This window comes from Paenibacillus sp. LS1, assembly GCF_026013365.1.
Lineage (GTDB): Bacteria > Bacillota > Bacilli > Paenibacillales > Paenibacillaceae > Paenibacillus.
Map to the genome: position 1 here is coordinate 164,235 of NZ_JAPDOE010000003.1, position 15,762 is coordinate 179,996.

The window sequence follows — 15,762 nt, forward strand, 5'->3', positions numbered from 1 at the left end:
GATGCTCGCCGAATATGTCCTCAGGTGATAAATGATGATAACTATTCGTGTGCTTCAAGTTCCAGAAGTATTGCCCGAGGCGTACTGGAACCAATTTCTATCGCAAGTTTCTGCCGAGCGACGTGCTCAGGCTTCGCGCTTTGTGCGTCAGGCTGACGCGTATCGTTCCGTGCTGGGAGAGATATTGACTCGTGTGACTCTAAGCAAGTTAACCGGCCTGAGGCCTGCTGATCTTTCTTTTAACCGTAATTCCTACGGCAAACCTGCACTCAGCCATCATTCCAGTGTGCAATTCAACGTCTCCCATTCTGGCGATTGGATTGCTCTGATCTCTGGGGGTACAGATGAACTCGGCGTGGATGTGGAGAAAATAGCACCGATTGACATGCAGATTGCAGAGCGTTTCTTCTCTCCAACTGAAAGCCAGTTCCTGGCTGCAAAGCCCGCCGAGATGCAGCGGGAAACCTTCTACCGCCTATGGACGCTGAAGGAAAGCTATATCAAGGCTGTCGGCATGGGCCTCTCCATGCCACTGGATTCCTTCGCCATCCTTCCCGATGAGGGAGGGGTTTGGCATTGTGAGCAGGCTGGGGACTATCGCTTTCACAGTCAGCGACTGGATGATCAGCATATACTGGCAGCCTGTTCGGCTGGGGGAGAGCTTCCGAGCAAGCCGGAAATCATAACCTTGGAGGATCTGTACACGGAGTTGGTCTAGTTTGCGGCTGGTTGGGGCTTAATTGGGGTTATCGTGGATTGGGGTTTGGGGGTAGGGTTGTGGTTGAGTTCGAGCTCGGCTCTAACGAATCTGATACACCTTATTAGCTAAAATTGCACGACTTTCGTACTCTAAGGAATCCTACACACGTTATTTCCTCCAATATGCTCTATTTCGCGTTGTTATTACTGAATTCTGCACCACTAAGGTGTCTGAGGTTCGTTAGGTTTCCCTGCACACTAAAAATCCTCTAATAAGAGGTTTGAGATTCGTTAGAGCTGTGAATATGATGAAGGAGAGGTCATTAACCCTCCTTCATTTTTTACTTTTTATCAAAAAGAGAATATATCTCATAGGAAACCATAATTTTCAAAAAAAAAGATTAACATCCTGTCCAGTTAATGGTACTATAGGACCAAAAGGAAGAAGAATAGGTAATAATGATCAGGTATTTATGACTAGATTCACACTACATACTTGTTAATACTCGATTCTCTCTCCGATTCATTATTTTAGAAGGAAGTGGACAGATGCATATCTTTTTGCAAAACAGTGCAGGTGTAACCAAGAACGTAAAAGTAGGTTTCAGCTGGACAACATTATTTTTCGGCTTTTTCCCTGCGTTGTTCCGTGGTGATTTGAAATGGGCTGCCATCATGTTCTTGATCTCCGTAGCCGTTGGTATTTTCACTGCTGGAGTAGGAGCTTGGATTAGTGGAATCGTATTCTCTTTCGTTTACAACAAAATCTACATTAAAGAGTTACTCGAAAAAGGATATCGTCCTTCCAATGCTGAAGCTCAAGCGGTTCTGGAGAGTAATCAGATTATTGCTCGAGCAGCATAAAATCATAACCATAAAAATGAACGAACATAGCAATTATATGATTTTAGATTTCCCTTGTAGATTTACCAACTAGCAATCATGTTGAATAAACAGCAAAAATCCCTGGCGAATCCGTCAGGGATTTTTGCTGTTTATTCAGATAATAAGCTTATCTTTTCGATTGCACAGTCGATTTCTGCACCAAAGATGGAGACTTTTTGAGTCTTCGAAAGAGACCCTGACCACTAGATTTCCGTATCGTGGCTGCCGCATCGGCATCACGAATTTTCAGAGCAAACCATAGCCCGATGAGTAGAAATGCAGCTGCCCCCAGCAAAGCCAAGCGATACGCCAGCATATTCGGCTCCATCGTGCCTGTCGCAGTCACCGTTGTTGTACCCACACCTGCCAGAACAGCAGAGAGTAAAGCCATGCCGATGGCTGATCCCAGACGATTCTGCACCGTGAACCAGGTGGAAGCTCGTCCCATGGATGCAGGCGGAATCTGGGCGAAGGCAGCAATCTGCACTGCTCCTACCGTCTGTCCCAAGAAAATTCCTACGCCGAATAATAATGAACGGATGAACCATGGATTCGTATCCACTGTGATCTGACTAAGGGTAATGAATATGACTGCCGTACAGATCAAACCCATCGAGATCAGCTTCCGCGGGCCCAGCCGTGGATAAGTCCACGGGACAAGCTGAGAAGCAATCATCAGTCCTATCGCTTCCGGGAATGTCGTTAGCCCGGTTTCCAGCGCAGAGGCCTGTAGTACATTTTGGTACATTAACGGAAACACATACAGCATACCCAGCAGCCCGGCGGCTCCACATACGGATACCAAGCCTGTATAGCGGAACAGTCGGTGCTTTAGCAAACGTAGATCAAGCAACGGCTGCTTTGCGCGCAGCTCCACCACGACGAGCAACGTCAGCAGCAGAATGCCTGCGAAGCCCGCTCCCATAATAAGCGGTGACGTCCATCCTCGCAGCGGTCCCTGACTGAGCGCATACATCGTCAGTGCGAGTCCCGGCGCAGATAATAACCAACCCGGCAGATCCAGTCGACCAGCTCCCTGTTCTCTGTGTTCCTTCAGATACAGCATGCCGAAGATCACGGCTGGAATGCCGACGGGCAGATTCACATAGAAAATCCAGCGCCACGACAGCTGATCCACAATCAATCCGCTCACAATCGGCCCGAGAGCTGGCGCGAGTGCAATCGGCAGTACTAACATGCGAGATACCTTGGCACGTTCCTGTGGAGGAAAGGTTCGAAACAGCATCGCCATCCCTACAGGTGTAAGCAGACCACCCCCTGCCCCCTGCAAAATACGGAAAAATGTCAATGTGCCTAGATGATCAGCCGTTGCACAAAGTGCAGAGGACACTGTAAACAGTGTCAGCGCCGACAGGAAAACCCGTTTCGTGCCCCATCGATCACCAAGCCATCCGGCGACAGGCAGAAATACAGCCAAACTCACCAAATACCCCACATTCAAGGTACCCGCAGCAGCCGGGGGAACCCCCAGTTCTTCACTAATGGTTCGTAGCGCTACGTTCAATACTGTTGCATCCATGGCAACCATGAACATCGCCAGAACATACACAATGCTCACAATTGCCTTTGGATTCAGACGAAACCTCATCTGCCAACCTCATGAATCATGCCCGGCATCCCCGTTTCATCACAGAGACTCAGTGGCTTCAGGTCAGTCCATTGCTCCGCAATGTAATCCAGGCATACACGTCGTTTGGCCTTCCCCAGCATCTGGGTCCAACCTGCCGGTACCGGAATGGATGCAGGCCACAGCGAATACTGTCCTTCATCATTCATTAACACCAGATAATTGCTGTCTTCATATTCAAAAGGGTTGCTCATCAGCTTATCCTCCTATTTGTGTTGAATGTTGCGCTTCTTGTTCAGCATCTCCAGCCGGACGGACAGGGTACGACAGATTTCCTCCAATGGACCCGGCTGACAGAGGTCTTTGTGACGACAAGCAATATCATGACGTTCCAATTGCCCTCCAATGTATGCATTCCACATCTCCGGTTCGATCGGATCGAACCAGTCAGGAATTATGGTTGATCGGAAGAAAATCAGGTCACCTTCGAATCGGGATGGCGTGTACGCCCCCAAGATCCGGACAGAATTTTCATAGGTTTTCCGCAGCTTCATGATCGTCTCTTCATCCAAACTGGCCAACGCACTGCCTTCACTACGAAGGATACGCATCGCTGTTGCCATATCCAGCGGCCCATCCCCAATACTGTCCGGATCATATCCACCGAGTGCAAGCAATGCCGTTAACGCCTCTTCCTCATCCGGTTCGCCGCGAATAGGCAAATAATGACTCGGATATGCATCCAGCATAGCGAGAAACTCTACTTCTTCTCCTTCGGACTGAAGCTGCACGGCCATCGCCTGAGCCACGTTGCCGCCCAGTGACCAGCCGAGCAAACGATACGGGCCTTCGGGCTGCACAGACCGGATGTGACGGATGTAATCTGCCGTCATATCCTCCAGTGTCGAAGGAAGCACCTCGTACTCTGCGATACCCCTTGCCTGCAAACCGTATAGCGGATACTCCATACCCAGATGTTTCATCAATCCGGCATAACACCAACTAAGTCCTCCGGCCGGATGCACACAGAATACGGGCAGATGCTGACCATGCGTCCGGAGCGGTAGCAACACTTGCAGTGAGCTTTTCCCGGAATCTGCATCCATCTCCAATCGCTCGGCCAGTCCAGCCACTGTGGCGGTTTCGAACAAAATGCCGATGCCTGGCTCCTTGCCCATCGCTTCACGAATTCGACTCATCAGGCGGACCGCAAGCAGCGAATGACCGCCCAGTTCGAAGAAGCTGTCATCAATACTCACACTTCGCAATCCCAATACTTCGGCAAACAGATCACAGAGAATCTGCTCCTGTGGATTGCGCGGTGCTCGGCCATCAGCCGATAATTGCATCTCTGGTGCAGGCAATGCCTTGCGATCCAGCTTGCCATTCGGCGTAAGTGGCAGGATCTCCATCACAACAACCGCAGATGGAACCATATAATCCGGCAAGCTCGCTCCCGCATGTCGGCGTAACGAAGCCGTTTCCAGTTCTGCTTCACTGTCCGGTACAGGAACAATATAAGCGACAAGACGCTTATCCCCTGGCTGGTCTTCACGAACAATAACAGCAGCCTGAGCCACACCCGAATGTTTTGCCAATACAGCCTCAATCTCGCCAAGCTCAATACGGAACCCGCGGATTTTCACCTGCTGGTCGGCTCGTCCAAGATAATCAAGCGAACCATCGTGCAGGCGCTTTGCCAAGTCTCCCGTACGGTACATTCGTGTACCCGGTGCACCATATGGATCGGCGACGAATCGCTCTGCCGTGAGATCTGGCCTTCCCCAATAGCCACGAGCCAGACCCGCTCCCGCCACATACATCTCTCCGGTTACACCTGTTGGCACGGGCTTCAGATGATCATCCAGCACATAGACACGCAGGTCTGGAATAGCGCATCCAATCCAACTGCTTGCGCCTTCTGCTGCGCTGCCTGTGTGAAGCTCTTTGTAGCTGACATGGACCGTTGTTTCCGTAATACCATACATATTGATGAGTCTTGGGGCGTCATCCGCATGGCGTTCATACCAGTCATCCAACCGTCCCAGCTCCAATGCCTCGCCTCCAAAGACCACATAGCGGAGCGCAAGCTGCTGTCCCCAGACCGGATTTTCCCTATCGGCCTGCATCAGTTGGTAGAACGCAGATGGCGTCTGGTTCAGTACGGTTACTTTTTGCTCGGCGAGCAGCTGCAGGAACGCTCCAGGTGATCGGCTAATCTCATGGGGAACAACAACCAAGCTGCCTCCATACAACAGAGGGCCCCAGATTTCCCACACAGAGAAGTCAAATGCATAGGAATGGAACAACGTCCACACATCGCTCTCGTCAAAATGGAACCAGTGCTGCGTTGCATCCAATAACCGGATGACATTCGCATGTGGAATCACGACACCTTTGGGTTTCCCTGTTGAACCCGAGGTATAGATCATATAAGCCGGACTCAGCGGAGTTACCCGTCCGTTCCGTTCATGGTCTGTCGGGTTTCGCTCATCCATGGATTCCAATTGCCGCAAAGTATGCAGATCGTCCAAGTTAATACATTTAATGTTTTCAACTTGCGGTAGCAGGGCATACACCTCTGTACTTGTAATCATCACTTTCGGCGCTGCGTCCGTCAGCATATGCGTTAAACGGTCTGCCGGATAGTGCGGGTCCAGTGGCAGATAGGCAGCACCCGTTTTGAGTACAGCAAGAATGGCTACGACCATCTCTACCGAACGAGGTAAGGCTAATGCCACCATCTGTTCCGGCCCGGCACCTTCTGCGATCAATAGTCTCGCCAGTCGATTAGCCCGTGCATTTATCTCCCTGTAAGTCACACGAACATCCTCACAATGGAGAGCTACCGAACCTGCGTAAGCGGCTGCCTGCACTTCAAAACGCTCGGCTATGGTCAGCTGCGGACCTTCGTCCGGTGTAGATGTCCACTCCTTTTCAAGCTGGGCATGCTCTGACGGTGTAACCAGGTCAAATCTGCTGATACGTTCATCCATCTGCTGTACAGCATCCTCAAGCACCTGCATCAACCGAACCACCAATTCTGCGGCAGTCGATTCACGGTAGAGATCTGCACTATACTCCAATACACCTTCAATTCCAGCCGGAAGTCCGTTCTGCTCCCGTTTCTCCGTCAGTTCAAGCGTAAGGTCGAATTTGGATGAACCTACACTGTGGATGCGAGTCTCTGCTTCAACACCTGGCAGGTCAAGACGAACATCTGGTGTATTTTGCAGCACCAGCATCACCTGAAAGAGCGGATGTTTGGAACGGGATCGGGGCGGATTCAGCACTTCGACCAGCCGTTCAAACGGTAAATCCTGATGTTCATAGGCAGCAAGATCTGCCTCCCGCACGCGGGCCAACAGCTCTCGGAAGGTCGGATCGCCCGAAGTGTCCGTACGCAGGACAAGCGTATTGATGAACATCCCCACGACATCATCGAGCGCATCGTCACTCCGTCCGGCAATCGGTGTGCCTATCGCAATGTCTGTCCCTGCACCCATTCGGGTGAGCAACACAGATAACGCTGAATGCAGGAGCATGAATAGACTGACTTTATGCTCACGGGCAACTGTCGCAAGCTGTTCATGCAGACGTTGACTGATCGCAAATGGCACCGTCCCGCCTCGGTAACTGGATACCACTGGACGGGCATAGTCGGCCGGGAACGTGACTTGTTCTGGCAAGCCTGCGAGCCGATCAGTCCAGAATGCTAACTGCCTCGCGATCAGACTGTCCTGCCGCTTCTCATCCCCAAGCAGGCTCTCCTGCCACACCGCATAATCTGCATACTGAATGCGTAGCGGCTCCCAAGCCGGAGCAGACCCACGCAGACGAGCAGTATAAGCCTCCGACAAATCCCGGATAAGCCGTGATAAGGACCAACCATCCCCTGCAATGTGGTGAATCAGCACCAGCAATGTATGTTCGTCCGCATCCGTATGGAACAATTCCGCACGGATGCCCGGTTCAGTACTAAGCTCGAAGCTGTAACGCGACGCTTCTGCCAGCAGCTCGGGCAGCTTCTCAGCCGAAGCCCGGGTGAGCTTCATATTCACTGTTACATCTGCTGCACGGAGGATATGCTGGCTCGCCGAACCCAGATCTGGCGGATACAATGTGCGAAGTGTCTCGTGACGGGCAACAATATCCTGCAGAGCGTTTCGGAGAGCGTCCACATCCAGCTTCCCGGTCAAACGGGCAACCAACGGAATATTGTAGGTGGGATTAGCACCCTCTAAGCAATAGAGGAACCATAACCGTCGCTGGGCAAAGGAAAGCGGAATCTCACCCGCACGCGGAACAGGCTGAATAACGGGTCTGACGGACTTCGCCTGATCCAGCTTCCGGGCAAGCCCTGCTGCTGTCGGTGATTCAAACACACTGCCGATGTTCAGTTCGGCCCCGAATACATCACGTACTCTGGCTGTAATTCGCCCGGCCAGCAGGGAATGTCCACCCAGTTCGAAGAAATCATCATCAATGCCTACCCGAGCCACACCCAGAATCTCGACAAACAGGCTGCAAAGAATCTCCTCCTGCGGTGTACGTGCCTCCCTCCCGTTTGCATTAGATGCCAAAGCAGGCACAGGAAGCCGTTTGCGGTCGATTTTTTTGTTCGGTGTCAGCGGCATCTCTGGAAGTAGCATAAAGGCAGAGGGCACCATATAATCCGGTAACGCATCAGCTACGTGTGCTCTGATATCAGCCAGACCCATGTCAGCTTGATGATCTTCCGCATCAGCCACGATATATGCCGCTAACCGCTGGTTCCCAGGTTGGTCTTCGCGTGCCATGACCGTAACCTGTGTTACACCCGGATATCTGGAGATAACTGACTCAATCTCCCCCAGTTCAATGCGGAAGCCCCTAATTTTGATCTGATGATCTGCCCGTCCCAAATAATCGATGGAACCGTCCGGCAACCATTTGGCCAAGTCTCCTGTCCGGTACATTCGACTGCCCGGTTGTCCAAAGGGACTCGGGACAAAACGTTCTGCGGTCAGATCAGGTCTGCCCAAATATCCCCGTGCAAGTCCCTCTCCCGCGATATACAATTCCCCTGCTACGCCCGGGGGGACAGGCTGCATACTCTGATCCAGAACATAGAGCTGTGTGTTACGAACCGGACCACCAATGGATGGTTTGCCTGTATGTTCATTCCCCAGCGATGCAGCTGTAGAATAGATGGTTGTCTCCGTTGGCCCGTATTGATTATTGACCTGACAGCCCAACGCCTCCAGCGAAAGCTTCAGTTCTTCGGATAAGGCCTCTCCTCCGGTAATCACCGTTAGCCCGTCAAACCTTCCCGGACGGCTCGTCACCAGAGACTGCCATAACGTTGGCGTAGCCTGCATGATTGTTGTCTCTTGCTCTCTCATCTTCCCGGCCAGTGCTACCGGATCAAGAATCGTTTCCTTTTGCGCGATATCCAGTCTTGCTCCAGTCGTCAGTGGCAGGAAGATTTCCAGTACGGAGATGTCAAAAGCAATCGTGGTCACCGACAGCCAGCGATCCTGCGGACCGATCTGCAGTCTTGTCTTCATATCTTCAAGCAGGTTGGCTAATCCCAAATGAGTTACAGCTACACCCTTCGGCTTACCGGTAGAACCGGAAGTATAGATCAGATATGCAGGGTTGAGCAGAGAAGCCGTGCCTGGCAGATCATCACCTTCGGGATTGCTTCCAGACTGACTGTTCACTGCCTGTATCCTATCCGGTTCATCCATGACCAGAATCGGTACACTGGACGTCTGCGGAATATGAGAGAAGTTGTTCATAACTGTCACCACACAAGCAGGCTTGGTATCCTCCAGCATGTAGATCAGGCGCTCTTCGGGATAATCAGGGTCAAGCGGCAGATAGGCTGCTCCTGTTTTGTGAGCAGCTACAATCGCAATGACCACGTCCAGTGAACGAGGCATCGCAATGCCAACCACCTGCTCCGGTCCTGCTCCGTAAGTCTGTATCAGTTCATGTGCCAGTTGATTCGCACGTTCGTTCAGCTCTGCGTAGGTCAGCGATGTCCCTTCGAATGTCACTGCGGTTGCAAGAGGTGTACGCCGAACCTGATGTTCAAATAGCGCTGCCGAATTCCACTCAGCGATGGCATGATGCGTCTGATTCCATCCTTCCAGCACTTGTTCGCGTTCGGCAGGAAGCAGGATGTCTATCTGTCCAACCGATATGTCTTCTGTCCCTTCTGACATCAGGCATTGCAGGATTTGCACATAGCGAAGCTGATGATCACGCAATTCCGAGTCCACATAGATCGAAGGGTTCGCATCAAAAGCAATACTCAGTCCATGACCATGTCCCTGGTCCACAATATGAATCGACAGATCATCCACCGCACCCGTGGACAGATTATGGATCATGCCGCATGCGCCCGCAAAATTCAACTCATGATGGAAGGGCATCACATTGATCATCGGTCCAAACAGACGCCGATTCTCTCCCAAGAGCTTGAGATCACGCCTTAGATCCTGGTGCCGATATCGCTGGTGTTTGCGTACAGCCCGAATCTCCTTCACGATCTGTCCCATCAAATCAGACAGATTCATCTGCGAATCCAGATACAGGCGGAGCGGAAGCACATTCATGACCATGCCTGGAACACGTAGCGATGCTGAGCCTAATCGGCACATCACCGGCAAGGCCAGAACAACATCGGCTGCCCCTGTCATCCGGTGCACATAGATCGCTGTTGCCGCTACACACAGATCCGGCCAAGTCGCACCGAATCTACCCGCTGCTGCTTGCAATTGCTCCCGTTGTGAAGGCGTGAGCACCGTACTCTGCCGCAGAAACTCGGTTGATGTACGTGGAGCACGTTCACCCAGACTGACCACATCCGGTGCGTCCGCGAATCGGTCGATCCAGAACTGCTGATCCTGCTCTCGGTTGGTGGAGGATGAGTAAGCTTCATCTTCTTCGAGAACGGAAGTCAGTGATCCAAATGTTGCCGTAACCTGTGCCTGTGCTGCGCCCTCTCCCTGAATGCTTGCAGAGTACAAGCTGGCAACCCTGCGTGTGATCAGGGATACGCCGTACCCATCAATCGCAATATGGTGAATGCGTTGGTACCAGTAATAGCGATCCTCACTCACCCGGAACAGAGCTTCTGTGAAGAGTGGACCCATTGCCAGATCAACAGGCCGTGCCAGATCTTGCTTCATCCAGTCGAGCGCAGCCGTATGAGGATCCGCCTGATCACGCACATCCATGACATGGAATGTCCAATCATTCATATTGGTGCGCAGAGACTGCCACGGGCCTTGCTCATTTTCGCCATATACCATATTCAGCGATTCGGCCTCCATCACGGTCTGGCGTACACTTTCTTCGAATCGCCCCGCATGGATCTGACCGTCAATAACCACGTACTCGGCCGTGTTGTACATCGGGTTGTCCGGATTCAACTGTTGGGCATACCAGATGCCAGACTGTGCAGAAGATAAAGGCCAAGCTGTGTTCCGACGATGCGACATCTGCACCGCCCCGCTCAAAAGTAGTCTCCGTTCGGCAGTACTTTCGGTTGGGCATTATCCAGGAGCCCAGCCCAAGCTGCCAATGTAGGCTGCTCCGCCAGATCAACAAAGGTAACTTCTGCGCCTTCCGCGCGAAAACGTTCAGCCAGACTCATCATGCGAATGGAATCCATTCCCCAGTTCTGAATCAGATCATCATGCTCCCCAATTGAATCGGGCTGCTCCTGTAGCAGATCGGCAATCTGAGCCCGTAATGCTGCCAGCCTTGCCTGATCAACGCCTTCTCTTGCTTCCACGACATGCCCAGTCTCCACGGTGGATGCTGATTTCTGCTGTGCCTCCGATGTAGCTGTACCTCCAGTTCTGGTTGCGGCTGACGCATTCAGTAGCGTAATCGAACGTTCGGTCGTTAGTGTTACCGCACATCGTTCTGACGCGTACGTCAGTGCCATGCGATGTTTCTCCGCCGAAAAATCTGCAACCGCATCGGCAACGAGAAACGCCTGAATGTCTCGCATAAATGCCTCACTTGACGTCATCAGACATCCGATATGCGCATATATGCCGCAGACAATCAATTGATCCCGGCCCTGCCGCTCCATCAGTTCAAGCAGTTCCGTCTTTTGGAAGGCGCTGTAGCGCCATTTGGTCATGAAGGTGTCCTGTGGAGCGGGTGCGAGCGATTCAACAATTTCTTTTTGAACAGGCCCGCCATCGATCCCCGCTCCCCAGAAATCCAACTGTAATCCGCGCTGCTCCGGTGTCTGTCCGCCCGGTTGTGCCGAGTAGACCACGGGAATCCCAAGCTCATGACACGTTGAACGAAGTTGTGCAATATGATCAATTAGTTCGACCACCGGGGATGCTCCCGCCGTAAATGCATTCATAAAATAGTTCTGCATATCGTGGATCAAGAGTACTGCACGCTTCGCATCCGGTGTCCAGGCTACCTTGTTGACCGGAAGCTCCGACGCTACAGGCATTGCATATGGTTGAATCACTGGAAGTGCCATGAATATCCCTCTTTTCAGCTATATTTATCAGATCATGTTCAGCCATATCAGTTGAACTAAAGAATGTTTACACTTGCCACTCCGATGACAGAATAACCTTCCGATCGCTGTTATCCCCAGATTTTTTGATTCAATTTTACAAAGGTGAAAATCCGGTGATAAAGGCGCACGCTTCGCTTCTTCAGGATATTTCTGCCCTCTACGTTCTTGTGTAAATGGTTAGTTCAACTGATAAAATGTAACGTTATCTGTTAGTAATTCTTATTTAGATACAGGTTGCTCGATGGTCAACATTTCCCGTAGTGCTTTTTTGCTGACCTTGCCCACTTGTGTCTTCGGAAAAGCATCTACCAGCTCAATCCGATCCGGGATTTTATAACTGGCCAGGCCCCGATTGCGTAGAAAAGATTTGATTTCCGCCACCGCCAGAGCTTCGCCGCTTGGCACGATAAAGGCACAAGAGCGTTCGCCCAGATACTCATCCGGCATGGAGACCAAAGCTGCATCATGCACACCGGGATGGGCCAGCAGATGATTTTCCACTTCCTCGGCAGCCACCTTATCCCCACCACGATTAATCTGATCCTTCGCCCGTCCTTCGACAACGAGATATCCGTCAGCCGTCAGACTCGCAATATCGCCTGTGCGATAGAAACCTTCCGTAGTAAACGATCTGGCGTTATGTTCCTCGGCTTTGTAATAACCACGAATGGTATAGGGCCCGCGTGTCAGCAGGTGTCCGGCTTGTCCCTGCTCCACTTCAACATCTTCGTCATCCACAATCCGCACCTCGTCATAGGGAGACATCGGTTTCCCTTGTGTGTGGGTAATGACATGCTCCGAATCGTCGAGGCGTGTGTAGTTAACCAGTCCTTCGGCCATGCCAAACACCTGTTGTAATGTACAGCCAAGGACCGGTTTGACGCGTGACGCCACCTCTACACTGAATTTGGCTCCCCCCACTTGAAGCACCTGGAGCGACGGAAGTTTAGTTCCACGGGCAGCCGCTGCATTGAGCCAGACGAGAGCCAGTGGCGGCACCAGAGCGGTGATCGTTACCTGATGGCGCATAATCAGTGGAAAGGCTTCATCCGGGCTCGATCCCCGTGACAACACAATCGTGCCACCTGCGTACAACGTGCCCAGAATGCCAGGTGAGCTCATTGGATAGTTATGTGCTACAGGTAGTGCAGCCAGATAGACGCTTTCGGGACTGAGACCACACACCTCGACACTTCTTCGTAAGCTGTAAATGTAGTCATCATGGGTACGTGGGATCATCTTGGACAACCCGGTGCTTCCGCCCGACAACTGTAGAAAAGTAACATCCGAAGACGTCGGTTCATCCGGCAGTGTGACAGGTTCTGTATAAACATCTTCCAATGCTGTAAACGGACCGGCCTCTCCCGCCACGAAAATATGCCGAAGTCCCGGAACCTCTGCCTGTACCTCCTCTGCCAACGTGCGATAATCAAATCCTCCATCCTGATCCGGAATCAGATAGGCTACGGCCTCGGAGAAACGAGCGAAATATGTGATTTCACTCTTTCGGTGCAAAGGAAGAGCGAATACAGGCAGCGCACCGATGCGGAATAAAGCAAAACATGCTTCAACAAACGCCGTAATATTGGGCAGCTGAATAATAACCCGGTCATACTGCCGTATGCCTTTGGCATATAAACCGGAAGCCAATCGATCCACCCGTTCATCCAGTTCTGAATAAGTGAATTGGTCTTCACCGCTAATAATGGCTACCCGATTGCCATATAGATCTGCACGCTGCCGAAGCATCTCTCCAAACGTAATCCCTTCCCAGCAACCCTCCTGCCGATAACGCTCTGCAACCTCCTCAGGCCAAGCCTGATATCCTGACAGCATTGCTCATTCCTCCTTCTGACTGGACACAGTCGAATCCAAACCCATCGCGAGCAGCATCGTTCTGAACTTGGCAGCCGTCTCTGCCAGCTCAGCTTCTGCCGTAGAACCTGCTACAATGCCCGCTCCAGCGAACAATTTCACAGCTGTGCCTTCCACTTCAGCACATCGGATCGTTACGGCCCACTCGCCGTCGCCCTCACTGTCGCACCAGCCCACCATTCCCGTAAATAATCCCCGGTCGAACGGCTCCTGTTGCTTAATCGCTGCCCGCGCAGCCTGTACAGGCGTTCCACAGATGGCGGGTGTGGGATGAAGAGCCAAAGCCAGCTCCAGTGACGTTGTGGCCGCGTCCGCCAGCTCTCCGTGGATTTCAGTGGATAAATGCCACATTGTGCGCGTCTGAATCAGCGAAGGTTCTGCTGGAACGGATAGTTGTCGGCATAATGGGCGCAGCGCCTCCGCAACTGCCTCAATGACCACGGCATGTTCATGCCGATCCTTGGCTGAAGCCAGCAGTGCCTCTGCACGGCGGCGATCTTCCGCTGGATCATCACTCCGGGCAGCAGAGCCTGCCATTGGGTTGGCGCGTACTTTTGACCCTTTGCGGGTAACTAATAGTTCCGGGCTTGCTCCGATGAAGGTGCGACTCGTTTTATTATCAAATTGTTCATCTATTTTTGAATGTTGTTTATTCGTTGTTATAGTACTTTTCAACTGAGTTATACCCCTCATGGGTACAGCAAATGTATATCCATGTGTGTTGTCCCTGAACAGATTACGCAGTAATTGATGTGTGTCCACGATCGTCTGTGAAGTCACCTCAAGCGTACGGGATAACACGACTTTATGGAGATCCCCATGGTTCAGGTGAACCAATACGTTGTCTACACTTTGCTCATACACTGTGCCCGCAGGTTCCTCAACGACCTCACAACCTACGGCTGCTGGCTGCTTCTGAATTAATGCTCGTGTTTCCGAGGGTAGCGGTTCAGCCCACTGCACCGTCTCTGGTACATATAGCTCAGCAGAATCGTCTAGCGGATCAAACGGGATGGCGCCAACCACCATCGGGTTCGATTGACCAGCTTGCTCGGCCTTGTCCATAAGCTGTTGAATACCATCTATATAAAGATGTTTCTCTTCCTTATGTTTATGTTCAATTACATCAGCAGAATCGCTGGGATCTAATTGAATTGCGTGCTCCGCATGTAGCGGAGACCAACGAATCCGTTCTCCTTGCGCGAGCAAGGTATGTTGCGGTGAAGACCAGAAAAAGGACGTCCCCTCCCGATATTGCTCCAGAAGGTGTATGGCGGAAGTGGCAGTAACCGTACCCGCTTTTGACATGATTCATCATCTCCTTATCTCTTGATTCAGGCACCGAGCGTGGCGCCTCCATCCACACACAGATCATGCATCGTAACATGTCTGGCTTGATCCGATACCAGGTAGACCACCGCGTCCGCGATATCCTCTGGCAATGCCATCCTGTTGAGCGGAATGCCCAAACGGAAGGTATGCGGTGAGCCTGCAATGACTGCCTCTGCGCCTTGCTCATCCTGCCACATAGCTCGCTGCATTGGCGTGTCCGTTGAGCCTGGAGAGACAATGTTGCAGCGAATATGCCGATCCGCGTATTCCAGAGCCAGACATTTGGTGAAGATGGTCGAGGCTGCTTTGGAAGCCGCATAGGCAGACATGTGCATTCGCGGAACACCCGCAGCATTCGAACCAACGGTAACCACCGCACCCGTCTGGCGTTCAGCCATATTTCTCACAACCGCACGCGACATGTAAAATACACCATGTGTGTTCACATCAAATGTCTTCGTCCATTCTTCATCTGTCAGCTCACTGACTGCCCCTGTGTGCAGTACACCCGCAGCATTCACCAAAATGCCAATGGGACCTACGGTCTCTTCGATCTGTTGAACGGTATCCTCAACCGCTTGACGATGCGATATATCAGCAATGCAGGCTGTTGCCTGTTGGCCCTGATTGCGCAGATTGGTAACCAGCTGATTCAGCGCATCTTCCTGTCGATCCACCAGAGCAACGATAGCGCCATGCTGTGCAAGCAATCTCGCCACCGCTTCACCGATCCCTTGCGCAGCACCGGTGACCACGGCCACTTTTCCAGCTATTCCTGTGTAGCTCACCTCGTGTACCTCCCTTACTGCCTTATAGCTATGTTCTCCCCTGTTGG

Annotated in this window: 9 protein-coding genes; 2 read left to right on the plus strand and 7 right to left on the minus strand. The window is 51.9% G+C overall.

Translation table 11 applies throughout. The annotated features are described in order from the left end of the window. Positions 1-31: 31 nt before the first annotated feature. Together OM416_RS16125 and OM416_RS16130 are read left to right on the plus strand one after the other, a co-directional pair. The gene (locus tag OM416_RS16125; RefSeq protein WP_264931026.1) at positions 32-718 is read left to right on the plus strand and encodes a 4'-phosphopantetheinyl transferase family protein; all 687 of its coding nucleotides are present in this window, start codon (positions 32-34) and stop codon (positions 716-718) included. Positions 719-1,248: 530 nt separating this feature from the next. After that, the gene (locus OM416_RS16130; protein WP_264931028.1) at positions 1,249-1,563 is read left to right on the plus strand and encodes a DUF2628 domain-containing protein; all 315 of its coding nucleotides are present in this window, start codon (positions 1,249-1,251) and stop codon (positions 1,561-1,563) included. 148 nt (positions 1,564-1,711) lie between these two features. Here OM416_RS16130 and OM416_RS16135 read toward each other — a convergent pair whose 3' ends face one another. The 7 genes from OM416_RS16135 to OM416_RS16165 form a co-directional block, all read right to left on the minus strand. Beyond that, positions 1,712-3,193, minus strand: coding sequence for an MDR family MFS transporter (locus OM416_RS16135; protein ID WP_264931030.1), 1,482 nt, complete (start codon positions 3,191-3,193; stop codon positions 1,712-1,714). Continuing rightward, the gene (locus OM416_RS16140; protein ID WP_062836669.1) at positions 3,190-3,426 is read right to left on the minus strand and encodes an MbtH family protein; all 237 of its coding nucleotides are present in this window, start codon (positions 3,424-3,426) and stop codon (positions 3,190-3,192) included. The genes OM416_RS16135 and OM416_RS16140 overlap by 4 nt, the downstream gene beginning before the upstream one ends. A gap of 12 nt (positions 3,427-3,438) precedes the next feature. Then, entirely contained in the window at positions 3,439-10,665 is a 7,227-nt protein-coding gene (locus tag OM416_RS16145; RefSeq protein WP_264931034.1) for an amino acid adenylation domain-containing protein, read from the minus strand. A 14-nt stretch (positions 10,666-10,679) separates the two neighbouring features. Beyond that, the gene (locus OM416_RS16150) at positions 10,680-11,678 is read right to left on the minus strand and encodes an isochorismatase family protein (protein WP_264931038.1); all 999 of its coding nucleotides are present in this window, start codon (positions 11,676-11,678) and stop codon (positions 10,680-10,682) included. A 261-nt stretch (positions 11,679-11,939) separates the two neighbouring features. Next, complete coding sequence (locus tag OM416_RS16155; RefSeq protein ID WP_264931041.1) at positions 11,940-13,556, minus strand: (2,3-dihydroxybenzoyl)adenylate synthase; 1,617 nt, start codon at positions 13,554-13,556, stop codon at positions 11,940-11,942. A gap of 3 nt (positions 13,557-13,559) precedes the next feature. Further along, positions 13,560-14,903, minus strand: coding sequence for an isochorismate synthase DhbC (dhbC, locus tag OM416_RS16160; RefSeq protein ID WP_264931043.1), 1,344 nt, complete (start codon positions 14,901-14,903; stop codon positions 13,560-13,562). Positions 14,904-14,929: 26 nt separating this feature from the next. Further along, positions 14,930-15,715 carry a 2,3-dihydro-2,3-dihydroxybenzoate dehydrogenase gene (locus tag OM416_RS16165; RefSeq protein WP_264931046.1) on the minus strand — a complete coding sequence of 262 codons (786 nt, stop codon included), beginning with the start codon at positions 15,713-15,715 and terminating at the stop codon, positions 14,930-14,932. Positions 15,716-15,762 lie beyond the last annotated feature (47 nt).

Coding starts and splice junctions, on each gene's coding strand:
- OM416_RS16145 (WP_264931034.1), bottom strand. CDS start 10,665: ATGTCGCATCGTCGGAACACAGCTTGGCCTTTATCTTCTGCACAGTCT.
- OM416_RS16125 (WP_264931026.1), top strand. CDS start 32: ATGATGATAACTATTCGTGTGCTTCAAGTTCCAGAAGTATTGCCCGAG.
- OM416_RS16155 (WP_264931041.1), bottom strand. CDS start 13,556: ATGCTGTCAGGATATCAGGCTTGGCCTGAGGAGGTTGCAGAGCGTTAT.
- OM416_RS16130 (WP_264931028.1), top strand. CDS start 1,249: ATGCATATCTTTTTGCAAAACAGTGCAGGTGTAACCAAGAACGTAAAA.
- OM416_RS16135 (WP_264931030.1), bottom strand. CDS start 3,193: ATGAGGTTTCGTCTGAATCCAAAGGCAATTGTGAGCATTGTGTATGTT.
- OM416_RS16150 (WP_264931038.1), bottom strand. CDS start 11,678: ATGGCACTTCCAGTGATTCAACCATATGCAATGCCTGTAGCGTCGGAG.
- dhbC (WP_264931043.1), bottom strand. CDS start 14,903: ATGTCAAAAGCGGGTACGGTTACTGCCACTTCCGCCATACACCTTCTG.
- OM416_RS16140 (WP_062836669.1), bottom strand. CDS start 3,426: ATGAGCAACCCTTTTGAATATGAAGACAGCAATTATCTGGTGTTAATG.